Source organism: Erythrobacter sp. 3-20A1M, from assembly GCF_018636735.1.
GTDB lineage: Bacteria > Pseudomonadota > Alphaproteobacteria > Sphingomonadales > Sphingomonadaceae > Alteriqipengyuania.
The window spans coordinates 2,528,644-2,550,951 of record NZ_CP045200.1 but is presented as its reverse complement, the minus strand read 5'-3'; the positions used below and the strand labels follow the sequence as shown (position 1 = coordinate 2,550,951).

Annotated in this window: 22 protein-coding genes; 6 read left to right on the top strand and 16 right to left on the bottom strand. The window is 60.3% G+C overall.

Going from position 1 to position 22,308, the window contains the following annotated elements; translation table 11 throughout:
* Positions 1-8: 8 nt before the first annotated feature.
* Both F7D01_RS12485 and F7D01_RS12480 read right to left on the bottom strand, forming a co-directional pair.
* Positions 9-2,393: a type IV secretion system DNA-binding domain-containing protein gene (locus tag F7D01_RS12485; RefSeq protein ID WP_215227852.1), complete on the bottom strand. Its 2,385-nt coding sequence runs from the start codon at positions 2,391-2,393 to the stop codon at positions 9-11.
* Positions 2,383-2,715: a ribbon-helix-helix protein, CopG family gene (locus F7D01_RS12480; protein ID WP_215227851.1), complete on the bottom strand. Its 333-nt coding sequence runs from the start codon at positions 2,713-2,715 to the stop codon at positions 2,383-2,385. Before F7D01_RS12480 ends, F7D01_RS12485 begins: the two co-directional genes overlap by 11 nt.
* A 441-nt stretch (positions 2,716-3,156) precedes the next feature.
* Here F7D01_RS12480 and F7D01_RS12475 point away from each other — a divergent pair, with 441 nt between their 5' ends.
* Positions 3,157-3,351 carry a hypothetical protein gene (locus F7D01_RS12475; protein WP_215227850.1) on the top strand — a complete coding sequence of 65 codons (195 nt, stop codon included), beginning with the start codon at positions 3,157-3,159 and terminating at the stop codon, positions 3,349-3,351.
* Positions 3,352-3,453: 102 nt separating this feature from the next.
* Here F7D01_RS12475 and F7D01_RS12470 read toward each other — a convergent pair whose 3' ends face one another.
* Positions 3,454-3,690 carry a hypothetical protein gene (locus tag F7D01_RS12470; RefSeq protein ID WP_215227849.1) on the bottom strand — a complete coding sequence of 79 codons (237 nt, stop codon included), beginning with the start codon at positions 3,688-3,690 and terminating at the stop codon, positions 3,454-3,456.
* 158 nt (positions 3,691-3,848) lie between these two features.
* Here F7D01_RS12470 and F7D01_RS12465 point away from each other — a divergent pair, with 158 nt between their 5' ends.
* Positions 3,849-4,247, top strand: a complete 399-nt coding sequence (locus tag F7D01_RS12465) for a DUF6437 family protein (protein WP_251566817.1) — start codon at positions 3,849-3,851, stop codon at positions 4,245-4,247.
* A 117-nt stretch (positions 4,248-4,364) separates the two neighbouring features.
* Here F7D01_RS12465 and F7D01_RS12460 read toward each other — a convergent pair whose 3' ends face one another.
* The 7 genes from F7D01_RS12460 to F7D01_RS12430 form a co-directional block, all read right to left on the bottom strand.
* Positions 4,365-4,754: a single-stranded DNA-binding protein gene (locus F7D01_RS12460; protein WP_041558850.1), complete on the bottom strand. Its 390-nt coding sequence runs from the start codon at positions 4,752-4,754 to the stop codon at positions 4,365-4,367.
* Positions 4,755-5,052: 298 nt separating this feature from the next.
* Complete coding sequence (locus F7D01_RS12455; RefSeq protein ID WP_215227848.1) at positions 5,053-5,481, bottom strand: hypothetical protein; 429 nt, start codon at positions 5,479-5,481, stop codon at positions 5,053-5,055.
* A 10-nt stretch (positions 5,482-5,491) separates the two neighbouring features.
* Positions 5,492-5,908 (bottom strand): DUF6878 family protein, encoded by a 417-nt coding sequence (locus F7D01_RS12450; protein WP_215227847.1) that lies wholly within the window; start codon positions 5,906-5,908, stop codon positions 5,492-5,494.
* 136 nt (positions 5,909-6,044) lie between these two features.
* Positions 6,045-6,998 carry a DUF2493 domain-containing protein gene (locus F7D01_RS12445; protein ID WP_215227846.1) on the bottom strand — a complete coding sequence of 318 codons (954 nt, stop codon included), beginning with the start codon at positions 6,996-6,998 and terminating at the stop codon, positions 6,045-6,047.
* A 300-nt stretch (positions 6,999-7,298) separates the two neighbouring features.
* The gene (locus F7D01_RS12440) at positions 7,299-7,721 is read right to left on the bottom strand and encodes a hypothetical protein (RefSeq protein WP_215227845.1); all 423 of its coding nucleotides are present in this window, start codon (positions 7,719-7,721) and stop codon (positions 7,299-7,301) included.
* An 11-nt stretch (positions 7,722-7,732) separates the two neighbouring features.
* Positions 7,733-8,674, bottom strand: a complete 942-nt coding sequence (locus tag F7D01_RS12435; protein WP_215227844.1) for an ArdC family protein — start codon at positions 8,672-8,674, stop codon at positions 7,733-7,735.
* A gap of 155 nt (positions 8,675-8,829) precedes the next feature.
* On the bottom strand, positions 8,830-10,818 hold the full coding sequence (locus F7D01_RS12430) for a ParB/RepB/Spo0J family partition protein (protein ID WP_215227843.1): 1,989 nt from the start codon (positions 10,816-10,818) through the stop codon (positions 8,830-8,832).
* Between the two features lie 262 nt (positions 10,819-11,080).
* On the opposite strand from F7D01_RS12430, the gene F7D01_RS12425 reads away from it, so the two are divergent.
* The 3 genes from F7D01_RS12425 to F7D01_RS12415 are packed head-to-tail and all read left to right on the top strand — an operon-like array spanning position 11,081 to position 13,322.
* Positions 11,081-11,782 carry a hypothetical protein gene (locus tag F7D01_RS12425; RefSeq protein ID WP_215227842.1) on the top strand — a complete coding sequence of 234 codons (702 nt, stop codon included), beginning with the start codon at positions 11,081-11,083 and terminating at the stop codon, positions 11,780-11,782.
* The gene (locus F7D01_RS12420; RefSeq protein ID WP_215227841.1) at positions 11,782-12,132 is read left to right on the top strand and encodes a hypothetical protein; all 351 of its coding nucleotides are present in this window, start codon (positions 11,782-11,784) and stop codon (positions 12,130-12,132) included. The genes F7D01_RS12425 and F7D01_RS12420 overlap by 1 nt, the downstream gene beginning before the upstream one ends.
* A complete protein-coding gene (locus F7D01_RS12415) occupies positions 12,129-13,322 on the top strand; it encodes a DUF4417 domain-containing protein (RefSeq protein WP_215227840.1) in 1,194 nt (397 codons plus the stop codon). The genes F7D01_RS12420 and F7D01_RS12415 overlap by 4 nt, the downstream gene beginning before the upstream one ends.
* On the opposite strand, the gene F7D01_RS12410 is transcribed toward F7D01_RS12415, so the two are convergent.
* Complete coding sequence (locus F7D01_RS12410) at positions 13,269-13,991, bottom strand: hypothetical protein (RefSeq protein ID WP_215227839.1); 723 nt, start codon at positions 13,989-13,991, stop codon at positions 13,269-13,271. The two genes, F7D01_RS12415 and F7D01_RS12410, sit on opposite strands and share 54 nt — an antisense overlap.
* Positions 13,992-14,132: 141 nt before the next feature.
* Between F7D01_RS12410 and F7D01_RS12405 the strand changes: the two genes are divergently transcribed.
* Entirely contained in the window at positions 14,133-14,312 is a 180-nt protein-coding gene (locus F7D01_RS12405; RefSeq protein ID WP_215227838.1) for a hypothetical protein, read from the top strand.
* 49 nt (positions 14,313-14,361) lie between these two features.
* Here the strand turns inward: F7D01_RS12405 and F7D01_RS12400 are convergent, their stop codons facing one another.
* The 5 genes from F7D01_RS12400 to F7D01_RS12380 all read right to left on the bottom strand — a co-directional run bounded on the left by F7D01_RS12400 (position 14,362) and on the right by F7D01_RS12380 (position 22,283).
* Positions 14,362-15,564 carry a hypothetical protein gene (locus F7D01_RS12400; RefSeq protein ID WP_215227837.1) on the bottom strand — a complete coding sequence of 401 codons (1,203 nt, stop codon included), beginning with the start codon at positions 15,562-15,564 and terminating at the stop codon, positions 14,362-14,364.
* Positions 15,557-16,561, bottom strand: coding sequence for a nucleoid-associated protein (locus F7D01_RS12395; protein ID WP_215227836.1), 1,005 nt, complete (start codon positions 16,559-16,561; stop codon positions 15,557-15,559). Before F7D01_RS12395 ends, F7D01_RS12400 begins: the two co-directional genes overlap by 8 nt.
* 298 nt (positions 16,562-16,859) lie before the next feature.
* Positions 16,860-17,579: an RES family NAD+ phosphorylase gene (locus F7D01_RS12390; RefSeq protein ID WP_215227835.1), complete on the bottom strand. Its 720-nt coding sequence runs from the start codon at positions 17,577-17,579 to the stop codon at positions 16,860-16,862.
* A complete protein-coding gene (locus F7D01_RS12385; protein ID WP_215227834.1) occupies positions 17,576-17,989 on the bottom strand; it encodes an MbcA/ParS/Xre antitoxin family protein in 414 nt (137 codons plus the stop codon). Before F7D01_RS12385 ends, F7D01_RS12390 begins: the two co-directional genes overlap by 4 nt.
* A 55-nt stretch (positions 17,990-18,044) precedes the next feature.
* On the bottom strand, positions 18,045-22,283 hold the full coding sequence (locus tag F7D01_RS12380) for a strawberry notch family protein (RefSeq protein WP_215227833.1): 4,239 nt from the start codon (positions 22,281-22,283) through the stop codon (positions 18,045-18,047).
* Positions 22,284-22,308: the final 25 nt, after the last annotated feature.

Below are 22,308 nucleotides of genomic sequence, written 5' to 3'. Positions count from 1 at the left end.
CTCGTGCGTCACAGTTCAAAATCGCCGAGATCGGGACCCTCGTGCGATGGCTGATCCTGCTCGGGAACGCCGTCTTCGAGCATGAGCTTGCGGGCTTCTGCCTCTCGATGGCGCTGGGCTGTCCGGTCGACGGCTTGCGGCTTATCCGAGGGCGGATTGGCCCGCGGCAAGTCGCTTCGACGCCCTGCCTTCACGCTATTCGATGGATCCTTCTCATCGGGATGATCGCCTTTACGGAGCGCCGCATTCGTCGGCAGCAGCGAACGGGAATTGCGCGGCGTTGGCTTGCGCTGGTCGGGCGACGATTTTCGCGGATGACCGGACTTACCTGACACCTTCCTGGTGTCGTCGGGAATGTCCTTCTCCACCCGTTTCGCGGCCTGCTGGCGTGATTGCTTGGCATCGACCTCGACAGCCGGCTCAAGGGGAAGGGTACCTTGCTTTGGGACGACAGGCTTGCCCGCCCCGTCATCGTTCGACGAGGGATGTTCGCTCTGACTTGCGTGCGGATTGGCAGCCGTCTCGTCGCCTTCACTCTTGCCCTCGACCTGCCGGATTGGTTCTCGATCCTTGGCCCGACCGACGAAGACATGCGCGATTCTTTCCCGGTCTATCGGCTTCAGACGGACCGGCGCTGCTGGAAAGCCGTCGGGGAATTTGATGAATCCTGACAGGCGCGGCAGGTTCATCAACTGGTCGGGCAGCAGCAAAGGCTCGATATGCTTGCGCGGCGTCAGGCTGACGGCGTCGCGGGCATTGTTGTAGCCATAGGTGTAGCCCTCTTCCATGTCGCGAACCTGGCGATGGCCGATGAAGTCGGAACACCAGGTAGCGGTTTCGCGGTCTGCCGTACCAAGGATCAATTTGGTCCGGGCAAGCGATGCAAGCGTCATCGCCATATTCTCACCGTAGACCTCCTTGAGCTTGGCGTAGGCATGGATGCCGGTGACGATTGCGCCGCCGAAATTGCGCGCTGTCTGCAGGCCTTTCTCGAGAGCGGGTAGCCGGTGAAGCGCGCCCAGCTCGTCGATGAAGAACCAGCATTTGAGGTCCTTGGTGCGCGGCATCGTCATCAGCGTATTCATTGCCGTATCGAGCCACAGCGTGAGCAGCTGCGCGCACACGCTCATGTCGACGTAGCGCGCGGAGATGAAGACCATCGAGCCACTTCTTTTGGCGCTAGCGCCCTCGTCTTCATGGGCGCCCTCCTCGATCCAGTCGCGGACCGAAAAGCGGCGCCCGGAAGTGGGCAGGAGCTTCAGCGCCTTGGCGTTCACATTGAACACTGCCCGGATCGATTCCGCCATGCGCGCGGCTTCAGGAGCAGTCAGGGGATCGGCGATCGTGCCTCGCATCATGGCGTGGACCCGCGAGAGATCAGCGGTCATCAGTTCGCGGGCAAGCGCAGCATTGGTGCCCCGCCCTTCGGCCACCAGCTTGAGGCAGAACTCGACGAACAAGGCACGCGCCGCGATGACCCAGAACTGCGCCTCCCCGCCCCCGTCATGGGGTACGAGGGCTTCCGCTGCCGCCCAGAATTCACCTTCGGTGCGGCATTCGTCGAAGAGGCTCCATTGGGGACAGCGCGCGTCGAGCGGGTTCAGAATGATGTCCCGGTCGGCCTGGTAGAAGTGTTCGATGAAAGCGCCGGTGAGGTCGAAGACGACGCAGCGCTGTCCCTTGGCGCGGGCTTCGGCAATCATGTCCGACATGGCGACTGTCTTGCCCATGCCGGTGGTCCCGATGAGCATGGCGTGGCTCTGTTCGAGCCGCCAAGGATAAACAACCGTCGCAAGATGCGAGGGCCGGTAGGGAAATGCCGCAGACAGTTCCTTGGGCGAACACAGATGCCATTTCCAACCCATAGCGCTCGAAAGCTCACGGGCGCGCTCGCGCTGGTTGTGCCCGCGCAGCTCATCGACCAGTTCGGGTAGTGTCACGAGCATGGCCCCGCGCTCATGTTTGCGCTCTTTTGAACGGCTGCCGAAGCGCGCTGCGAACCAGTAGAACAGCACGAACGCCGGCACGAGAAGCAAGGCCGAACGCACCAAAGCATCGCCCAGCAAGTCGAGCAAACGATCCCAGGCATTGATCACCGGCGGATAGGCATCGAGCATGATGATGGGGAGCTGGACGGTTCCTCCAAGCCCCGTTTCGAGTGCGACCTGTTTGGCCGGATCGAACTCCATGAAGCCGTAGATAGCAGCATAAATTCGCATCCAGACGAGGTAGGCTTCGTGATCGCTCAGCCCAGCCGAAATGGTCCACCAGCCAGTCCAGGAAATGCCGATGGCGGCGATGATCAGCGGCCCCTTGAGACCTGCTGCAAACATGAAGCTGAAGTGCCCAAGCAACTGACTTCCGCGCGTGAAGTTGACGAGGTTACGCTTCATCGGAACCTCCCTCGCCGGCGTTTGCGGTAAGCCCCAGTTCCTTGCATTTGCGCGCGTAGGCTTGATGGGCTCGCTCACGCAGACCGTGATCGGCATGCCCTGCGAGAAGGGCATCGACGCCGACCATCGTGAACACTGATTGACGGCTGATGCGGTCGACCGATGTTTCGAGCTTGGATGCAAGGTCGTCGTTTTCGCATGCCTGCGAAAGCAGCGACCGGATCCATTCGCTGACGCTTATATCGCGCCGCTTTGCTGCAGTACGAACCCGCTCAGCGAGCTCGACGGTGACATGTACCTGGAGAGATTTTGGCCGTGTCATGCACGGACTCCTTGTGGTCAGGAGCCCGGAACGCACTGCGAAAGGCGGTTATTGTCTAAATCAGAAACGAGAACATGTCAAGAACATGCGAGATGCGCAGGAATGCGCCCTTTCTGGCTGCCTTCAATCAAATTCGATTGGCGAATTGGCGACCATTCATTTCTGATTGAGAAGCAGCCATTTTTGCAGGAATCCATCAACGCCCTGTCTTTACTATCTTTTTTACTGACTACCGCCTGCGATTTGTCGCGTAGGGTGTGCTCTTCCGTCCCCAGCTTAGAGGGTAGATCCCAGTGTCATGACCTGCACGGGATCGACGGTTTTGAAGTCCCAAGACCAAGGGACGAATACCATGCCGCTCGATTGCCGATTGTGTTAAAGATCGATCGAGTCCGCCGGCAGGAAGAATGGTGTCGCGGGCACCCCACCAGGAGCATGGCTATGGCGGATGTAACACTGAGCGCGACGCCCAAAGGCAATGGTTTCCAGGCAACCGTGACCTATTCGAGCGGCGTGTCGATCAGTTCAGCGGAAGCCTTTCCGACGAAGGCCGAGGCCATTTCAGCAGCGGCCATGAAGGTGCTCGACATGCCCGATCGGCTGGAGGAATTCGATGTGTCGGACGCCGAGGGCTGATGCTGCAGGGAATGCTCGCGCGATACCTACGGGAGCGACAATACGGGACCCGAGCAAAAAGAAAGGAGGAAGCCCTGACGGACTTCCTCCTTGTGTGTAGCCTCAGAATTCATCGCTCAGCTTTCCGGGCACAGTGTCGATGACCCGGTCCAGCATGGCCTTGGGCAGTGCGCCGTAATCGCCCTCATCGACCGCGATGTAACCTGCCTCACCATCGGTCAGCACATATTGGGTGAAGTAGCTGTGAAGGGACCGGGCATGAGCCTTGTCGAGTGCGGCAACGAAAGCTGCCTGATCTGCCTGGAATGAATCCTGCGCGATGTTCAGTGAAGCGTACATGATCTTTCCTCCTGATGTTCGATGCGTCGCATCAGGAGCTGCGAGGATGTGGGTGACGGGCCGGGTCAGGGACCGCGCATAGCGCGGCCGCGAAGCGGCGATGGGGGAAACGATTTTTGCCGGGCTTGCCCGGTAAAAATGGTGGGGCCCCGTCGTCCTTGACGCGGCCCCAAAGCCCGCATCACACTTGGACTTTCTGCGAGAGAGACCTCTCCAACGTCAGCGTGAAAAGCACTGGCATCGCGGCAAAAACCGTTTTCCTACATGGCCCCATGCTGGCACTGTCGCGCGTGGAGGGGACCAACGGCCAGCGAAAGGACAATCTGATGGCCAGGTCCAAACCGAGCGCGCGTAATGCGCTCAAGAAACTGCGGGAGCAGCGCGAAGAACTCGATGCACAGGAGGCCAGGCTCCGTGATGAAGCAGCCGGCGAACTGGGCAAGGTTCTTCTCGAATGCGGAGCCGAAACGATCGAACCGGCGCAACTGAAGCAGCTCATCCGCGCATCGCTTACCATCGGAATCGACGATGCTCTCAAGCGGCTCTCCCCCGCCTGACACTTCAATCGCGGCGGGGTGTGGGCTCGATGCCCCGCCCCGCCGTTCACGCCAGCGAGCACAAAAAAAGGCCCCGATGGCGCGAACCATCGGAGCCTTGTTGTTTGCGGGAGGCGCTCAGTCCTCATCGATGTCGGGCGCACCTTCATTGTTTGACGTCCGGCCCTTGGTGAGGAAGTCCACCTTGTCGGCGATGATCTCGCAGCCATAGCGCTTGGTGCCGTCCTGGTCTTCCCATTGCGTATAGTGGATGCGCCCCTCGACCGTCACGAGCTGGCCCTTGGTGCAGTACTTGGCGACGTTCTGGCCGAGACCGTTGAAGCAGGTCACGCGGTGGAATTCGCTGTCCTTGGCGGTGTAGCCGTTTTCGTCCTTGTAGGTCTTGCCGTCCTTGCGGGCGGGACGGTCGGTGACGACCGAGATCGAGGTGATGTTGGTGCCGCCCTGGGTAGTGCGGGTTTCGGGGTCGCGAGCGATGCGGCCAACGAGGATAACGAGATTGGTCATGGTCTTTCTCCTGATCGAGCATTCCGGGTCCATCCCGGCTGCAAACCCGACTAGGAAGCGGCCACGGCGAAGCGCACCGAAGGGAAACCTCGATCTGGTTCGGGTGGTGCGGGCAGCCGGGCGCAGCCCGGCAACTCGGCCGGACCTGATCGGGGTTGCGCGTCTCGACGGGGATGCTTCAGGAAAGGTTTGCTTAGAGGCCGGGTTGGTCCCGAGTGCATTGCACAGGCCAAGCCATGACTTTTCGTACTATCGGGATGCGACGTACCCCCTGACCTCGCCTGCCTCGAAGGCGACATCATATCTCGACTACGGACGCTTCTCCCGAAGCGGACGAAAGACCCCCTGAAAACGCACCGCCAGCAGCAGTCTCCACAGTGCCAAGCGGCATAGGCTCTTCCAGACGATGACCCCGCAACATCCAGTCTTGGGGCGTGATTAGGCGCCCCCAATCCGCAAAGGAAGGAATCGTACCCAAGTCCTCGCGGACGTGCTGTTCGCCTACAAGGCGAACAGGCACGACACGGCTGTCGGCGTTGACGATAGTAGGCCCGAACAGCGTTTCGAGCATGAATATGCCTTCGGCATGGTGCCGAAGGGCCCGGTGCCGCGGATCAGCAAAGATCGCCTTTGACTGGTCAAACCATTGGTGGAGCGGGAGGTAATCGTCCACCACCCCTCCCCATTTCCGGACCGACGATAGGGCGTGATAGTAGCAATGAGCCATCGCACCTCTCCTAGAGATCAGTCGAATGGTCGTCGGTCGCTGTGTAACGCAGCTGGCAGTCCAGAACGAAACTCGGCGTAGCCACGTCGATGACCAGTTCGCCGCAGGCACCATCATTGATTTCCCATCCGGGATGATGGCGTTCGAGAGCAAGGTAAGTCAGTTGCTCGAGGGCGGAATTGAGGCTCTGATCGTCGCCTTCTCCAGCACAGTCGATCGTCACTTCGGGACACGGAACACTCGCCCCGCCGGCGTCAGAGAAGACGCATTCTTCGACAGCACCGCTGTCGCCGCACCCATCGAAACGGATTTCTACGCGGGCAATTTCGGCATTGCGCAGCGGAGCAATAATAGCTGCCTTGAGCCGTTGGATTTCACTTTGTGCCTGCGCCGCGCGTTCGGCTTGGCGGACAGTAAAGTCCGCCATGATTCTGAAAATCAGTCATGAGATTTCTCCTGCAATGTGCGGGCAAGAACCGATCGTCTTGCCCACGATATCAGGCGATCTCTTTCCTCTGACGGGCTGCGCCAGCGCCGATGGCGCTGGCGCGATGCCGGACGCATCAGTCGGTATCCTGAGCCGCGCGCTTTGGAGAAGTTCCAAGCGGACCGCGGCGATCAACGACGGTAATCCGACGGGATTTGGCTTCGATGACGAGGCGCTCCAGGACCCCGTTTCCGGGAAAGGCGACGACATAACGGGGGTCAAGCGAGAGCATACGCTCGTTGCGCTTGAAGCCTGCGCGTGCCCCCAGGCGCATGTCGAGAGAGAAGCTGATTTGCGGAATGTTGCGTCGTTCCGCCCATGAAGATGCCAGACGGTCAACGCCCTTGGTATCACCGCCGTGGACAAGAACCATGTCAGGAACCCGGTCGTGAACCTTGTCCAGAGTAGCCCAGACGTTGTTGGCAAAAGTGAGAGCGTCCTGCTCGTTTGGATGGCGTGTGCGGCCACCGGCAAATATCACCGGCGTACCTTCTGGCGTGGCGGCGCGGCGCTTGGCTTCGGACCGGGCTCGGACGAACTCGCGGCCCTCGACAAGCGCGGAAGTCAGCATGGCGCTGTGATTGAAGCGCGAACTCGACACGGGCTTCCACGAGGAGCCGAATTCGTTAAGATAGAGGGCAGCGGCCACTTCGCGCATCTCTTCGAGAGCGATCATGGCCCCTTCGGCACACTGCGCACGCTCAACCTGGGTCTCGAGTTCATGGGTGTGAATTTCGGATCCATCTGCAGTGGCGACGAGCGCTCGGACTTCGTCGGTTGCGCGGTCGACGGCGGTCGATTTGCGGGTCGCGGAACGGTGGAAGATGTTGACGAGCGCCCAGCCGAGGTCCTCGGCATCGGCCTCCAGCGCAGTCCCCGTGACCATTGCAAAGAGATCGGACCAGACCGCTTCGAGAGTCTGGACGACCGCCTCGTGGACCGGAAAGTCATTGGTGGAAACCGGGGCAGGACCAATCGAAAAACCGGAAAGATCGAGGCCGGCAAGTTGGTCAGAAAATGATGTGTGCATGGGTATTGTCCTCCTGACTGGCGTGAGGCTGACGCACCCGCTCATGGCTGCGCCAGCGAGAGCCCGTCAGGGCCAGCTGGAGGCAGTCTCCGCACCCGACAGGGGAAACCTGCTTGGGCAGGCTGGCGCGGGCAGGCCAACGGCCCACAGGGCCGGGCCAACTCGGGCCTGCGCAAGCCGGGTTGCGGCAGACTGGCGGCTGGCCCAGGGCCTTTCTCGCATGGCTTCAGGCCATGAGTGCAAAAGCAGACTTCGTCAGGGAGGACAGGCACCTCGCCACGGTCAAAGTGACTGGCGCATTCAGGCCACCCGTTTTGCGTAAACGCCTTCACCGTTCGACATGTGACCGAGGCAGACGTAGTCGCCGAACAACGCTTCAAAACGCGGGGCGATCTGGGACAGCCAGCGTTGTGCTCTGGGCGATCTGGCCGTGCGCCAATCGGCATCCCAATAGGCGCCATCGTCACGCTCGACGATCCACACCGCAACCAGGCCGGCGTAAACCGACACGCCGAAATCTGCATAGGCATTGCGCATGAGGATGCGGTCTTCGCGGCCTCGCCAACCGTCGTGCGCGATCAGGGAAGGGAATGCCTGCCCTGCGCGCTCGCGCAGATCTTCGCGGAGCCACTCATATTCGAAGTCCCAGTCGTCGTCGTTTTCAACTTCGAGCACAGTGAAGGCGACAATGGCCCCGCTGGGGCAACTGACCGATCGGCCCATGACACCCTCCTTCAGGCGGCCAACGCAGCGTCGGCGGACGCTTCGTCGGTATCATCGGCAGAGATCCGTCCTCCGAGTCTGAGCAAAAGCCTTGATGCTTCCGCAGCCTTCGCGGCAGCGGTGAGAATGGCACGGTCATCCTGCTTCAGGAGCTTGAGCCAGTGCTCGATATAGCTGGCATGGCTATCGAGGTGTGTGACTGGCAGACCGAGTTCAGCGCCAAGCATGGCGCTCGAAAGTTCGGCAATGAGTTCCTCGGCAGCGTAAGCTGCAGAACCAAATCGATTCTTGAGATTGCGGTCGAGGCGACTGGCATGGCCGGTCCAATGCGACAGCTCGTGCGCGAGCGTCGCGTAATAGTGGTCGAAGCCCGAGAAGAGATGCGCGGGCGGCATTGTCACCCGGTCAGCCACTGGCTCATAATAGGCTTCGTCGCCCTGATGCCGCAGCACGGCCGGAATACGGGCAAAGAATGAGTCGAGTTCAGCCTGACGGCCCTCGGGCTCCACCACCTCAAGCGTCGCGGCGGGATGGAAACGCTCGGGCAGACCTTCGACCTGATCAGCATTGAAAACCGGATAGGCCTTCAACACACGACGACTTTCGTCGGTTTTTTCGCCGGTTTCGGGGGCTTCGACTTTCTTGGTGTAGCTCTTGTAGAAGATGGCGATGGTGGATTTTTCGCCCTTGCGCACCTGTGCGCCCAGTTCATGGGCCTGATTGTAGGTCATCCAGAACGGCGAGGCGTAACCGCACATGTCGGCAACCATCCAGAGCCAGAATACATTCATGCCGCGATAAGGGATGCCGCACGCCCGCAATGGGCGCGAGACTGGCACACCGCGCCATGGCTTGATCCACGGCTTCGTGCCGGACTCGAGGCGGGCGATGATTTCCTGGGTGATACGGGTAGCAGGCGACACTCCGCCGCTTTGTCCCTTGCGATAGGCCATGTTGGATCTCCTGAAATGGCCTGACGACAGTTCCGTCGGTCAGTGCCGGAGATCCCGGAGCCCCCTCCGCTCTCTTTCCATGAAGGAAGCGGCCCCCCGGCATGTGCCGGAGGACCGCTTCACGGTGGCGAGCAGCCGTTCCTGTCAGGAGGAGGTCAGGCGGCCAGCTCGCTCGGGGGCTGATTGTCGTCGTTGGCGACGAAATCCGCATCGGGACTTTGCGCTTCGTTATCGGCAGGAATTTCCGGCTGGTCGGCAAAGCGCATGACTTCGGGCACCCAGGCGAGCGCCCTTTCCCGAACTTCGACTTCGGTGATGTAGGTCCCCGCGAAGACGCGCTCGGCGCTCATCGCAAGATCGCCCTTTTTCACCGATGCGAAGCGCGAGGACAGTTCCAGGCCGCCGACATCGGTGAGCGCATCAAGGATGACCTGCTTCGAGACGCGGTCGAAGTAGTTTGCCGCGGTCGGACGCCACCATTGCGCCATGTCGATGCCGATCGTGCTGCCCAGATGATCCTGGAACGTGATCTGACGTTCGCCTGCCATGTTGAGGCTCGCCTCGAGCGTGCGAGCGACGACGAAGCCAAGCCATGCTGCGCGACTTTCATCAGCGAGTGCCCGAAACATATTGAAGCGCGCCGAAGCGTCTTCGCCAGATCGCCAGCTCTCATCGAGACCCGAGCGCAGGTCCGCAAGGGACGCGCTTGCCGGCGCATCCTTCGCTTCGAACCCGACAATCGGACCCGCGGGGACGCCGCCACGCAGGGTCGTGGCCGCGCGTGACCGCCAGTCGTGGGTGTCGGCATCCGCGAGGGTGAAGACCATAATGTCGAGCGAAAGGCCGGGATCCGATGCCACGTGGAGCGCGAGCACGTCACGACGTTGCATCGCAAGTTCGTCGACCAGACGCTTGGAAAGCGCTGCACGGCGTTTGCCATCACTGCCGACACTCGCAACGACTTCGACGACATCTTCGTCACCAACGACTTCGATGTCGCGCTCGCCGTAGAACACCGGCTGGAGAACTGGTGTGCCGTCGCGCGAGAGAAAGAGGATCATTCCGGCATCGGCCTTCAGTTCGGGTGCCAGCTCCGGGGGCTTTGCCCGAATGTCCTGGCATTCGCGCTCGATCGCTTCGATCGTCGCCTCGGCCGCAGCAATTGCTTCTTCGGCGCTGTCTTCGTCCTCAAGAATGGCCGCATGCTCGTCGTACGAGGCATCGAGCTCGTTAAGGCGGGCCAGTTCGGCGTCAGTCAACGGAGCCGGCTCGGCTGGAAGTCGAATGAGGCCTTCGACGAGATCGTGACTGGCATAGGCGTCAAGCGTCGGCTTGACCCAGGCAAGACCCTGCTCTGCTGCGAGCGCCTTGGCGCGTTTCTCCATTTCCTCCGAGGCGAGGCTTTCCAGAAGCGCGACATCGACCCAGGACTCGCTGTCATCGTCGTCGAATAGTTCGCGTTCGATCCGGCCACCTGCAGCGATATAGGCCTCGCGCCCGACAAGACGGGCCCGAGCGTCGCTGCCGCGAACCGTGCCGGAGAGCACCATGCGCCGGATGCTGTCGGCGCTGGGCGCATAATAGCCCGGGGACGACTGTGCATAGACGCGAGCCTGAATTTCCTGGTCGGAGGTCGCGCCGAAAGCTTTGGCGAGATCGAGAGTGATTTCGCCAGATGCCAGAGCATCGAAGACGACAGGCGCGAGGGTCGCGAGACGCAGCCGGCCTTCAACGAAGCGGACCGTCAGTCCGAACCGGCGCGCGACATCCTCCATCGATGCGCCTGCCTCGATCAGGGCAGCGAACGCCTGCGCTTCGTCGGCCGGGTTCATCGCGAGGCGATGGAAGTTTTCGGCCAGGCTCGTTTCGACTGCGATTTCCGCATCGTCCTCAAGCACGAGGCAGGTAACCTCGTAGCCCTTCGGCAGGACTTTTTCTTCGGCAAGCGCCAGCAAGGCGCACCGGCGGCGCTCACCGGCTTCGACTTCGAATTTGCCACGAGCCGCAGGCCGAACGATGAGGTTCTGCAACAACCCATGGGCTGCAATGCTCGCTTTTAGTTCGGAATCTGCGGCTGGGTCACCGTGACGGCGCACATTGCGAGGGGACTGGACCAACTTGGTCAGTGGGATCGACTTGATCATGGGACTTACTCCTGATTGCGAGCTCAAGCATCGACCATCGACGCTCCTTCGGCTCAATCAGAAGCAAGCTCCCTCCCCTCTCAACGAGTGGCGGTGGGCCGACGGCTGACGATCCACCTCTGGGCGCGCTGGGGAGCGATCGGACCTTCCGATTTGCAACATATATGGTCCCAGCTCTCATTCTGATTGCTTGGTGACATCCCTTGCAAGACTACGTCGGAATGCTCGTGTTTACCTAAAAAGCGATGATGGGGGCGGTTGCATGACCGCTTCGATGGCATGGACGTTTGCTAAGTTGCTTGCCCGACCCGTCCACAGCGCACGCGATGTTTTCGGAGCAATCCTTGACCAACCACTGGCCCTCATATATCTCACTTTCGTGAATGAGGGTTATGAAATGATTCGATATCCAATGCTGACCAGCCTGACCGGAAGCACAACGCTGGCGGGCAGCGCCATGGGTCGGCAAATGCTCGCCAAGTTGATTGAGAAGACGAAACCGGTGGCACAGCCCACCCTCGCCTTCCTCGATTTCGCTGAAGTGGACATCGCGACCGGGTCGTTCCTTCGAGAGGCCGTCATGGGATTCCGTGATTTCTGCCGGAACGCGGCGGGCATGATCTACCCGGTCGTCGCCAATGCCAATGCGATCATCGAGGAAGAACTTGCCACCTATCTTCGTGGTCGCAATGACGCCATTTGGGCATGCACCCTCGCCACGGACGGTACAGCTTACAAACCGCACATTCTCGGCGAGCTGGATGCCGGGCAGATGAACACCATTCAACTGATCGCCGCGCATCATCCGATTTCCGCGCCGGACCTGGCCAAGCTCCGCCCCGATGACAAGATCGGAACCACCGCATGGAACAACCGGCTGGCGACGCTGTCCGCCAAGGGCATGCTGAAGGAAGTGCGTCACGGCAAAACCAAGCTGTTTAGCCCTGTGATGGAGGCGATCTGATGGGGGCCGATTTTATCCGCGAACAGTCCGGTCAGCCCTGGAGCAAGCGTTGGAATAAGGGCAGGGACCGGCTCAAGGAATCGGGACTGTTCGATGTTCAGTTTGGGGCGCAGCAGCGCACCATTACGGCGGACATCGACCCCGGCATGAGCGTGCAGGCTGGCGACGAGCTGGTGGTGCAGTGCGGGTCCGGTAACGCCATGGTGTGCCGGGGACAAAGCCGCATTGGCGCGGTGGATGGCCTGCCATCGGACATGCACGCATCCATTACCGAATGCGGCGGCGTCGCCCTTGGGATCGTCGAACGGGTCAGTCTGTTCGGCAACAGTGCGGAGCTTCGTTTGCAATGAAGAATGCCAACAACCATTCGCTTCCCCGCCTCGTGCGCAATGCGCAGAGCCTGTGGGATGATGCCGCCACCATGCCATGTTCGCTAGGATGCGTAACCTGTGTTGACCGCCCCATCTGCGGTGGTGTCCATAACGGCGCTAGCTTCTTTGACTGCGGCGATTACTGCCGCTGTGAGGATAAGGCGAGCTGTGATCTTGTCTGCCGGGGCAAGCCGAAGCAGTTCGTGGCACGCCTGAGGGAAGTCAGCGGGTTGGAGTTCGCGAACGTCCCCCGCGCTCCCCGAATCGCCGTTGAGACACTGCCGCCGATGGTGCCGATGATTGAGCATGCCACAGCGCGTGTCGGTACACTCAATTCTCCGATTGTCGCGCTGCCGCTCTACGCGCTTTTGGACATCGACGCGGGCACGCTACGCTATCCTGACCGCACAGCGCTGAGCCAGAAATTCGGCATCGATCCGAATGCGCGGCTTGTGGTTTCCGGTGTGGCGCGGGATAAGAAGATCGAGCGTTACTGGGCGGCAAAAGACAGGCCTGCCATGCTTCAGCAGCTGGCAGCCCTTGACATCGCGCTGATCACGCCTCCCAATTACAGCGTGCTGACCGATGTGCCCCGCACCGACAACCTGCATGCCATGAAGCGTATCCTGATGGCGACGGTTGAGATGATGCAGGCGGGGCTGCCGACCGCCTTACATGCGAACGCGCGCACGGAACGGGATTTTGAGCGCTGGGGCGAGCTGATCGCTGAGCGCCCGGAGATTCAGTATCTGGCTTTCGAGTTCGCGACCGGTGCAGGCCGTGGCGAACGGCTGGATTGGCATGTGGCGCAGCTAACCGCCCTTGCCGCGCGCGTGCCGCAACGGCTTGGTTTGGTGGTTCGCGGAGGCATGCGCGCGCTCGAACCGCTGCGGGCAGCCTTTGCGGGGGTGACGATGATCGATACCGACGCCTTCACCAAGACCCGCTGCCGCCAGGAGGCGCAATTCCGGCACGATGGAAAGTTGGTGTGGCGCAAGCATCCGACTCCGCCTGGCGCGCCGATCGATGCGTTGTTGCAGCAGAACGTCGCGGCGCTCCACAGTCACCACATCATTCTGGCGCGCACGCACGCCGAAAAACGGCGCGACGCTGCGTCAGAGGGCTTCCGCGCGCCAAATCGCGCAGATCGTCATGCCCGCGAGGGCTGACGTATGACTTAATCGCTGATCGCCATTGAGGGGGTCATGGGTCGGGCAAAGCATGAGCGCGTGATCGCCAGAGCGGAAGCGAAGCTCCGCTCGGTCAGTCACCATGGACCGGCAAAGCTGTACGAATCCCTGTCCACGACCAGTTGACGTGGGATAGCGCGACACACCGGTTTTGATGGCCTCGGCCAGCGCCGCCCCTGCATCCGGCAGATGCGCGTAGTCGGGATTTTGCCGTAGCGTTTCCAGCACACCCATGCCCCGATCCGCCACTACAAACTCGAAAGAGCAATCCGTGACGGCATAGGCGACCAGTCCCGTATGAGCCGCGCCGCTATGCTCGTAGACATTGTCCTGCATCTCACCCATCGCCCCGATAAGCGATGCAACGAGCCGGGCGGGAAAACCGCGATTCTTCGCGGCATTCTCCGCATGGAGCAGCCATTGCTGCCAAGTTTGGTCTCGGGTCTCGACTGGGTTCTCAGCAGGGAGTGGGAATGCTCCTGCCTGATCGTTGAAGCCGCCGCCGAATGGCTTACCCGTCGCCCACGCCTCACGAACTTTAGAAGCGAACGCCCCCGCGAAAGAAATGGAGTTATACTCGCCTGGGAATTGTTGAGCACCTGCTAGCAACTCAATTAGCGGGCCGATCCTGCCCGAGTTCTGAATCACGATAGAACCGTGATCACGTAACCTCCCATGCACTGCCTCTCGCAAGAGATCATCGACATCAGAGAACTGAGCGTGAAGGGAGTGCATCATTGCCCAATATCACAAGGACTTGGTCAACTCCTACCCCTCTTTCAATCAACGATGATCTGGAACTACGACCGCGCTGCCTCAGCAGCGCTATGGGATGAACATGTGGTAACAAAGGTTTTCAGGGTAGTGAGTTCGGATAGCCAGCTGGATTCGCCGGTCGTCGAGGCAGTGCACGGTGACGTCAATAGCGCAGCAGCGGAGGTTTCTGGAATTCGGGCGATGGCGGGCTGACGGTTTTCGGAAAATACCTCAGAAAAGTCGTCATTTGTTTACGCGACGATTATATCCGCGAAGAACCAGCCCCGCCGACGAGGCAGCGAGCTGATCCTACTTCGGTCAACATAAGGAATGCGACTGTGGCGACAAGCGCGCCAACTATCGCCAGTCCAGATACGGCGACAAGAACGAAGCGGTGCCACTTAATTCTGTCGTCCAGATCGTCGAAGACATCGACAAAGTCGTTGCTGACCGCCGCATAGTCGTCCTCAAACCTTGCACGCTGTCCCGTTATCTCGCCCGCCAGCATCGCCAGCGTGTGCCACTGATTGCGCACCGATAGTCCGAGAAGTGCAACGAATATCCACGCGCCCAAGAGCACAGCGCAATTCGTCCAAAACTCGAGTCCACAGTTCCTTGATATTTTGAGTTGTGATGCGACGACGATGGTTGCGACCGGGATGCCCAGCAGCTGGCCTTGAATATCTACAATCGTCTTGTGGATTTTGTTGATGTAGTCCAGCCGCGCTGTCTCAATTTCTTTTCTTATTTTCGAATAGGAGAAGCTCGATACAAAAAGGCGATAGCCCTTCTCCACCTCCTCGCAGAGGCTATCGAGGTTGGCGATGATGAACTGGAATCGTTTTGCTTGACGCTGGCCGCTGACGAGTTCGATCACCGCCGCAGCGAGCAGATCGGCCTTTTCCTGACCGTGAAGCGAGTCTTCGAACAACCGCCCGAGCCGGGTGGCCCCCGCGATCAGTGATTCCCGAAGATCAGCCTGGGTGAATACAATCGGCACGACCACATTTTCATTGCCGATGAACACCAGCTCCCTCTGTAACTCGACAACGTAGGAAGCCGCATGTTTCAGCGCAGCGACGACGGTAAGCAGTGCGCGGTAACGGGCCAGAACTTCAGGCACCGGATTGTCACCGGCGGCGTAGTTTAGATCGGCGACGAAGTAGTCCGTGGGTTCCGTGAACGCCGCACCCGGAGATAGGAACAATGCGTCGAAGGTGGCTGCAAGGAAGCCGAGCTTTAGGCTGGGTGCTGCGACGTTGATCGCGACTTGGGTGCCGACCATGGGGTCGCGCTGGTGGACCAGACTTATCTGCGTGAGGTCGTACAAGTCTTGGTCGGTCTCGATGGCGCGGAGCGTGTCCGCGATTCCCTCATTCGCAATCGTCAGCGTGCCGCCGCCTTTGCCATCGAAACTGGTGTGCCGGTAAATCTCGACGAGATCGGCGAAGCCGATGTCAGCCACCGCCCAAGCCCTCGGACTTTAGCTGCGCGACGAGGTCGTCGGGAAGCCCCGTAAGCGTCAGCGTGTTAGCAGCAGCGTCGTAGATCACCGATCGATTGCTCACTGCGTCCCGATCGAACTCAACCTTCCACTGCTTTGTGCCGCCGCGGAAGCGAACGAGAGAAGCCAACGCCCGACGGTCCGGTACGAATCGGTCGCTCAGACCCCGATCGGTATGCGCGAGATGATCGGCCAGCTTCTTCGGGTCCTTCGGCATCAGCTCGTTCGCAAGCGCGTCGAACTCAATCTCCTCCCGTGCGCGAGATGCCCGCTCGCAGATCGCCTTGGCACGGCCGAGAAACTCGTTGCCTTCCTTTTCTGACATCTTCGCTTCGGCCACGAACTCCTTAAGCGCTGCGACGAGATTGGAGGTATCGACGCGGTCCTGAACGACGGAGTCGCAGCCAAGAAAGTGTCGGAAATACTCCGACACATCGCCTTTGCCTTTGAGAAAGCTGATGTAGCGCTCGTCCCCGATTGCCCAGGCGGTCAGGTTGATGCGACCAGCGAAGCGAAAACCATCAAGATCCAAGTGACGGACATCCCGTACGTCGCGCTGCGATGTCAGCGCAGCGCTCAGTTTGTCGGTGATGATTGCTACGAGAAGATAGTCGTGCCCTTCCCGGCGGAAGTGCGCAAAGAGCACGTGGCCACCCGTCGACGCGGATCGTGCTTGCGCTTGGCTGCGAAGGGTTTCCATCATGCGCAATGTGAGGCGGAGAAAATCATTCTCAGGATCCTCGACATAATCGCGTACCTGCGCCTGCGTCGGATAACCTTCCGCAGTCGTGAACCTCCCATGTGATTTCGATGCGCGCCGATTGTAAAGGTCATACAACTCGTCGATGACCCTTTGGGTCGTCGACGTAACCGCGAGCTGCTTGTCTGCCGCCTGTACCTGATAGGTGCCATCTCGACGCTCAATGTCATGGATGGCTAGTGCTACGATCTTGTTCAAAGACGAAATTCCCCCATTCTCGAACTCTCGACCGATGCTGCGATCAGCTACTTCTCTCTCGGAACATCATAGCAACTCAGTGTTGCAATGGGAAATGCCATCATAGTTCCATGGAAGGAAAGTGTTTCATTGCAGCAGCGTATCGGTTTGCAGCGAGCGCTGGCGACAGCGCGGCTTTGGCGAGTGAGCGTGTTTCAAGGCAACTTGTGGGATCGTGAAGAGACAAACCGAAGGACCGACCTTAGGGCCCAAAGCTGCCGAAATCACCGCAGCAGAACCCGGACGTAGGATCTTTAGTCTACGCAGCATCCACCAACCGAAACACCGCCCCTGTACCAACGTCTCGAACCAGATCGACACCCTTTCCGTCCCAGTGATAGTCAAGGTGACGTCCTTGAGTGGGGTCGGATGCACAATCCGGGTAGAACAAGCCGACACATTCACCACCCGGATGCCGGATGCTCGGATAGACAAGACCTTCGGCCCCGCCCCCTTTAAGCTCAACAGCGAGGGCTTGCGATGCAGCATAGTTGTCGGGATCTAGCGCAGGATTGCCTGCGACAAGGCTCCTGAGATCGTGAAGATCGGCGCTTACCGAAAGGATGATCTCACGGAACTGTGAGGTCCAGCCTGGCGCTTCTACGGTGCGAGCCATGAAGCGGGCATGATGATGGATTGTCTCGAACAGCGCAGTTTCGAATGAATCCCCCGCGTATAGGACGCCGTAGGTCCCATCGGTGAAGCGACTTGGTCGGTCAGTGCTGACATGCGTGAACGGGGCCATCAGATAGGATGCGCCGTTGCCCCCTACCCGGCGGTCAGCAGGTACCAGATCGAGATTGCCGATCGTCGCCATGATGCGGGGATTGGTTTTTTGCTCGGCAGAGATCAGCAGCGGCCAATCTGCGGGGTCTGCGATATCTTCGAATAGGTCGATCGGTGGAAAGGCACTGCGGATAATCCGCACAGCACCTTTCCACTCGACCTGGGCAACCGGAATTGCCTGGGGATCAATCACCAGGCACCACGTTCGGCATCAAGATAGCGACGCACCCGCATGATATCGGTCAGCTCGCCGCCAAGCATGACGTCGAGCGCACTCTCTCCGGCAAAGGCGGCGTTACCTGCCTTGATCCAGGCGTAGCCACGTTGGGCTTCGGAAAAGATGATCCTCAGCGCCTTGTGGATACCCATCAGGTTGGAGAGCCGCGCCGCGCCATCGCGCGAGACACGGCCTGCACCCCCCGCCTTCCACCGCCGATAGGAGCGAACCGGCATGTCGAGCAAAGTCGCGGCTTGTTCGTCGGTTAGTTCCCATTTCCCGAACAGGTTCAGCACGGCGCGGAACATCGCCGCTGCTTCCTCTTGGGTTACAGGATCGTGCCGGAAGGCGTGTGGGACGGTATCAATGGGTTGCAAAGCCAACATGACTATTCTCCATATGGCAGCATATAGCATTTTTAATGCCATTTGGCAAGATACGTCAAATTTGACCTGCAAGCCGCGCCAACACCGCCACAGCGTTCGTCGTCGGGACGAAAAGTCGCGTCTGATAGCGTATGATCTCGGTGAAGCACCCATATGCCTTGTACCAGTCGAGGCGCGACGCCGACCAACCAGCCAGTTCGAGCCGCTGCGCACCATTCACGAGGCTGCGCTTGAGCGTAAGCGCTTCGCGGCTTTTGATTTGCATCGGTCGCCCTGTCCCGAGCACCGCATCGACGATTTGCTCTGCCGAAAAGGCATGTTCGTCTTCGAGCCCAAGCGCCTGGCACAGTTCGGGCACGCAATGAAGCGGAACCTCCCGACCTATTAGCGAGCGTCCGTCTCGCGCCGAAATCCGGCTGACCCGAACATAGTCGGAAGGGAGTTTGTCCCACACTGGAAGCAGCAGGCCGGTTGCAAGATGCAGGCGCTCGCGCTTGTGATTTGATGCTGCGTCATCGACCTCCGCCTGCCACAGGCGCTGAAATTCGGTTGGATGAACCGTTTCCCAGTTGCTCTCCTCGAGTTGATCGGCGGTGATGTGCCCATGCTTCAAGGGACGGACAAGCTCGAAGCGGGCCACACGCATACCTTCGTCGGTGAGCAGGCTGCGCGCTGGGACAAGCAGCCCGATCCGGCCTGAGCGCGTATTACGCAGAAGCTGCTGACGCGCACCTGAAAAGCCGTAGAGCTCCTCGAGGCGTTTGAGACGCAAAGGCTTGAGCGCACGGGCGATCTCGAGTTCCAGGAGATGCGTAGTAGCGCCCGACAGCGCATCGGTGCGCAGTAGCGTGTCGGTCAGCACCTCGTAATGCTCCACCGCAATGGTCTCGACCCCAATGTCGAGCGTGCCGGCCTGGCGTGCTGCATCGATCCGCGCTTCGACGAGGCCGAGAAACTCGTCAAATATGCCGTTTTGCAAAGCAATCGGCAACGCGAGGATGCGATTGAGCCAGCGCTGGATTGTTGGCAGGTCATCGACCATCCCGCCGTCGGGCCCTTCGACCCTGAGCCCGCTCAATTCCTCAAACCGAGAAAGCGTAACGGCTTCCAGCTTGCCTGCGAACAACAGGCCGAACCAGCGATGAAGCGCCTCCTTGGCGTAGGTGCTCTCGAGATTGTCGGCAGGATCGAAGAGGTTCTGCCCACCTGTCTGGCGCTGCCCTCGGGTCAGTGCCCCGAGACTGTCAAGCCGACGTGCAATGGTCGATATAAACCGACGTTCGCCACGCACGTCGGTGGTCACCGGGCGGAACAGCGGGGCCGACGCCTGATTGGTGCGGTTGGTACGGCCAAGGCCCTGAATTGCGGCATCGGCCCGCCAGCCCGGCTCAAGCAGGAAGTGGACCCGGCGCATCTGGTTCTTTGCCGCAAGGTCGGCATGATAACTGCGGCCGGTGCCACCGGCATCGGAGAAAACCAGAATCCGCTTTGTCCCGTCCATAAAATCTCGCGTTTCGGCGACATTGGCGCGCGGAGAGCGCGACTGGAGCACCTGGCGTCCATCGCGCCCGACGATCAGGCGGCGGGTACGGCCGGTGACTTCGGCGACCTGATCGACACCGAACCGTTCGATGATCGCATCGAGCGCCGTCGCGATCGGCGGCAAGGCACAGAGCTGCTCGATCATGCGGTCGCGCGCGGCAAGCGCCGAACGACAGAGAACAGGAGCACCATTGTCATCACTCATCGGTTCGGACCGGGCATTGCCATTCTCGTCCGTGAACACCGCCATCAACCGAACCGGGAAGCTTTTGGTGAGGTAATCGACCACATATTCGCGAGGGGAGAGATCGATTTCGAGTGCTTCACGTTCCGCATCGGAGAGATCGGCGAGGCGGCGGTTGAGCATGGCTTCGGCGGTCGAGACGAGTTGCACTACAACAGCGTTGCCGTCGGCAAGTGCCGTATCAATCGCAGGCAGCAGGCTCGGCAGCTTCATCGATAGAAGGAGCTGCGCGAAGAAGCGCTGCTTGGTGCCTTCAAACACCGAAAGCGCAGCCGATTTGGCACCTGAATTCAGGGTATCGCCACTGTCAGTGTCGACGATCCGGGTTGCCTCGAGTGCCTCGCGCAGGTTGGCATGAATGATTGCCCAGGCGTCTGCATAGGCGTCATAAACCGCTACCTGGTCGGGGGTCAGGCAATGCTCGAGAATCTCGTACTCAACTCCGGCGAATGAAAGTGCCCTCGCCGCGTACAGTCCGAGTGCCTTCAGATCGCGCGCGACCAGTTCCATTGCAGCGATACCGCCATCGCGGATGTCTGCGACGAAGGCTTCACGATTGGCAAAAGCCGTCTCGGGACCCCACAGGCCAAGACGGGTGGCATAGGCGAGATTATTGACGTCGGATGCCCCGGTCGCCGATGCGTAGAGCACGCGAGCGCGCGGCAACAGATTCTGGATGCGAACACCGGCAATGCCCTGTTCCGATCCTTTGACCTTACCACGTGAGCCCTCCCCGCCTGCGGCGTTGGCCATCGCATGGGCTTCGTCGAAGACGATGAGCCCGTCGAAGTCCTCCCCTGCCCATTCGAGAATCTGATCGAGCCGGGTCGCGTCGCTTCGACCCGAACGGAGTGTCGGATAAGTCACGAAGAGTATGCCCTCGCGCATCCCGATCGGGACACCGAGCTTCCATTGGCCAAGGGGCTGGACGTCGATGGGAAGGCCGCCGAGCGCGCTCCAGTCGCGGCGGGCATCTTCGAGCAAAGCTTCGTTCTTGGAAATCCAGATGTGGCGCCGTTCGCCCCTCACCCACCGATCGAGGATGACGGAAGCGACCTGCCGTCCTTTCCCTGCACCAGTTCCGTCACCAAGAAAGTAGCCCATGCGGTAGGCGTGCCCCTCGGCGCTCGCCTTCAAGGCGCAGCCCTTGTCGTCGGGCTCAAACCGTCCCGGCAGATCGCGGGCATGCGCGCTTGCGGCATAGATCAGGGTCTCGGCCTGCGCAGCGGATAGGGCGCCCCCAGCAATGAGGCTCGACGGAAGCTGAGGCACCACTTCGGGCACGGGTGCGGTTATCGAACCCATCGCAACGGATTCGACTAGGGGGGTCGGATGCGGGACAGCATCTGCAATCGAGATCCGGCTCGGCCGGTAGGGCAAATAATGCCCAACCTGGCTTTCGATCGGCGCAGGTGCTTCGAGCGGAGTAAAATCAAGCGGCAGGATCGACGGCGCCGCATCGGTTGGATGGACCTTAAGTGGAACTGGTTTCGTCTTGTTCGCAACCAGCCGAAGCGGCAATGCTGGCTTGATGCCGATGCTGGGTCCCGCGGGCAGGCTTACCCGGTCAGGGAGCATATCGATCAGCAGATGAAGGTCGGCAAAGTTTGCCGGCTGGGCGATGATCGGGCTGGTACCATCCTCAGCCTTATCGAGAATCAGGAGCCGGGTTGAGATTGAGGTGCCCTGCTTGATGAAACCGCGCTCGATCGTCGCGTTGAGGCGCAACGAGAGGCGACCAGCGATCCCGGCGAGGAATTTCGGAAGCTCGAACCATTCGGGCATCACTGCGACCAGGCGGCCACCGGGCAGGAGGCGCTTCCAGGCAGAACGTAAGTGCCGGTCCCCAGTGCGGCTATCGTGGCCCCTCTCGATACCGTGTGAATATGGCGGGTTCATCAGCACCACGCTCGGACCCACGTCGGGCGTGAGAAGTTCGTCGATCAGTTCCCCGTCAAACCCCGTGACTGTCGCCTCCGGAAACACAACGCCTAGGCATTCGCGGCGCAGCGGCGAAATCTCGTTGAGAGCAAGACGCGCAGTTGCCTTTGCTGCCCATACGCCCAGCATCCCGGTCCCGGCCGACGGCTCGAGAACCAGTTCAGCGGCAGAAATCGCGCATGCCTTTGCAGCCATCCAGGACAGACGGGGCGGCGTCGCGAATTGTTGCCACTCGATCTGCTCATCGCTCCGGTTGGACTGGGTCGGGACCAGACGTTCGAGGTGCGTGAATGCCTCATCGGCGAAGCTGGAAGACATTGCAGGTGAGAATTCAGTTGCCTGCGCCAGGAACAACACCTGCGCCAATTCAAGTGCGGCATGGGCATCGCGTACGGACCAGCGTCCTTCGGCGTCGCTACCGCCGAAGTGATCGGCCATTGTTGCATTCACAGTGAGCCGTGAAATTGCTTGATCTGCAGCGAGCCGCGCGGCCAGCGCCCTCGCGGCTGCCAGCACTTGCGGCTCGGCGGGATCGGAGAATGCGAAAGCGGTATTTGCGTGTGACATGAGAGACCTCCTGAAGAGGCCCGGG

Bases quoted from the DNA above. Each gene is read 5' to 3' on its own strand.
- F7D01_RS12385 (WP_215227834.1), bottom strand. From the start codon at position 17,989: ATGTTGGCTTTGCAACCCATTGATACCGTCCCACACGCCTTCCGGCAC.
- F7D01_RS12405 (WP_215227838.1), top strand. From the start codon at position 14,133: ATGATCTGGAACTACGACCGCGCTGCCTCAGCAGCGCTATGGGATGAA.
- F7D01_RS12450 (WP_215227847.1), bottom strand. From the start codon at position 5,908: ATGGCGGACTTTACTGTCCGCCAAGCCGAACGCGCGGCGCAGGCACAA.
- F7D01_RS12455 (WP_215227848.1), bottom strand. From the start codon at position 5,481: ATGGCTCATTGCTACTATCACGCCCTATCGTCGGTCCGGAAATGGGGA.
- F7D01_RS12420 (WP_215227841.1), top strand. From the start codon at position 11,782: ATGGGGGCCGATTTTATCCGCGAACAGTCCGGTCAGCCCTGGAGCAAG.
- F7D01_RS12425 (WP_215227842.1), top strand. From the start codon at position 11,081: ATGACCGCTTCGATGGCATGGACGTTTGCTAAGTTGCTTGCCCGACCC.
- F7D01_RS12435 (WP_215227844.1), bottom strand. From the start codon at position 8,674: ATGGCCTATCGCAAGGGACAAAGCGGCGGAGTGTCGCCTGCTACCCGT.
- F7D01_RS12475 (WP_215227850.1), top strand. From the start codon at position 3,157: ATGGCGGATGTAACACTGAGCGCGACGCCCAAAGGCAATGGTTTCCAG.
- F7D01_RS12440 (WP_215227845.1), bottom strand. From the start codon at position 7,721: ATGGGCCGATCGGTCAGTTGCCCCAGCGGGGCCATTGTCGCCTTCACT.
- F7D01_RS12460 (WP_041558850.1), bottom strand. From the start codon at position 4,754: ATGACCAATCTCGTTATCCTCGTTGGCCGCATCGCTCGCGACCCCGAA.
- F7D01_RS12445 (WP_215227846.1), bottom strand. From the start codon at position 6,998: ATGCACACATCATTTTCTGACCAACTTGCCGGCCTCGATCTTTCCGGT.
- F7D01_RS12380 (WP_215227833.1), bottom strand. From the start codon at position 22,283: ATGTCACACGCAAATACCGCTTTCGCATTCTCCGATCCCGCCGAGCCG.
- F7D01_RS12485 (WP_215227852.1), bottom strand. From the start codon at position 2,393: ATGAAGCGTAACCTCGTCAACTTCACGCGCGGAAGTCAGTTGCTTGGG.
- F7D01_RS12430 (WP_215227843.1), bottom strand. From the start codon at position 10,818: ATGATCAAGTCGATCCCACTGACCAAGTTGGTCCAGTCCCCTCGCAAT.
- F7D01_RS12470 (WP_215227849.1), bottom strand. From the start codon at position 3,690: ATGTACGCTTCACTGAACATCGCGCAGGATTCATTCCAGGCAGATCAG.
- F7D01_RS12415 (WP_215227840.1), top strand. From the start codon at position 12,129: ATGAAGAATGCCAACAACCATTCGCTTCCCCGCCTCGTGCGCAATGCG.
- F7D01_RS12480 (WP_215227851.1), bottom strand. From the start codon at position 2,715: ATGACACGGCCAAAATCTCTCCAGGTACATGTCACCGTCGAGCTCGCT.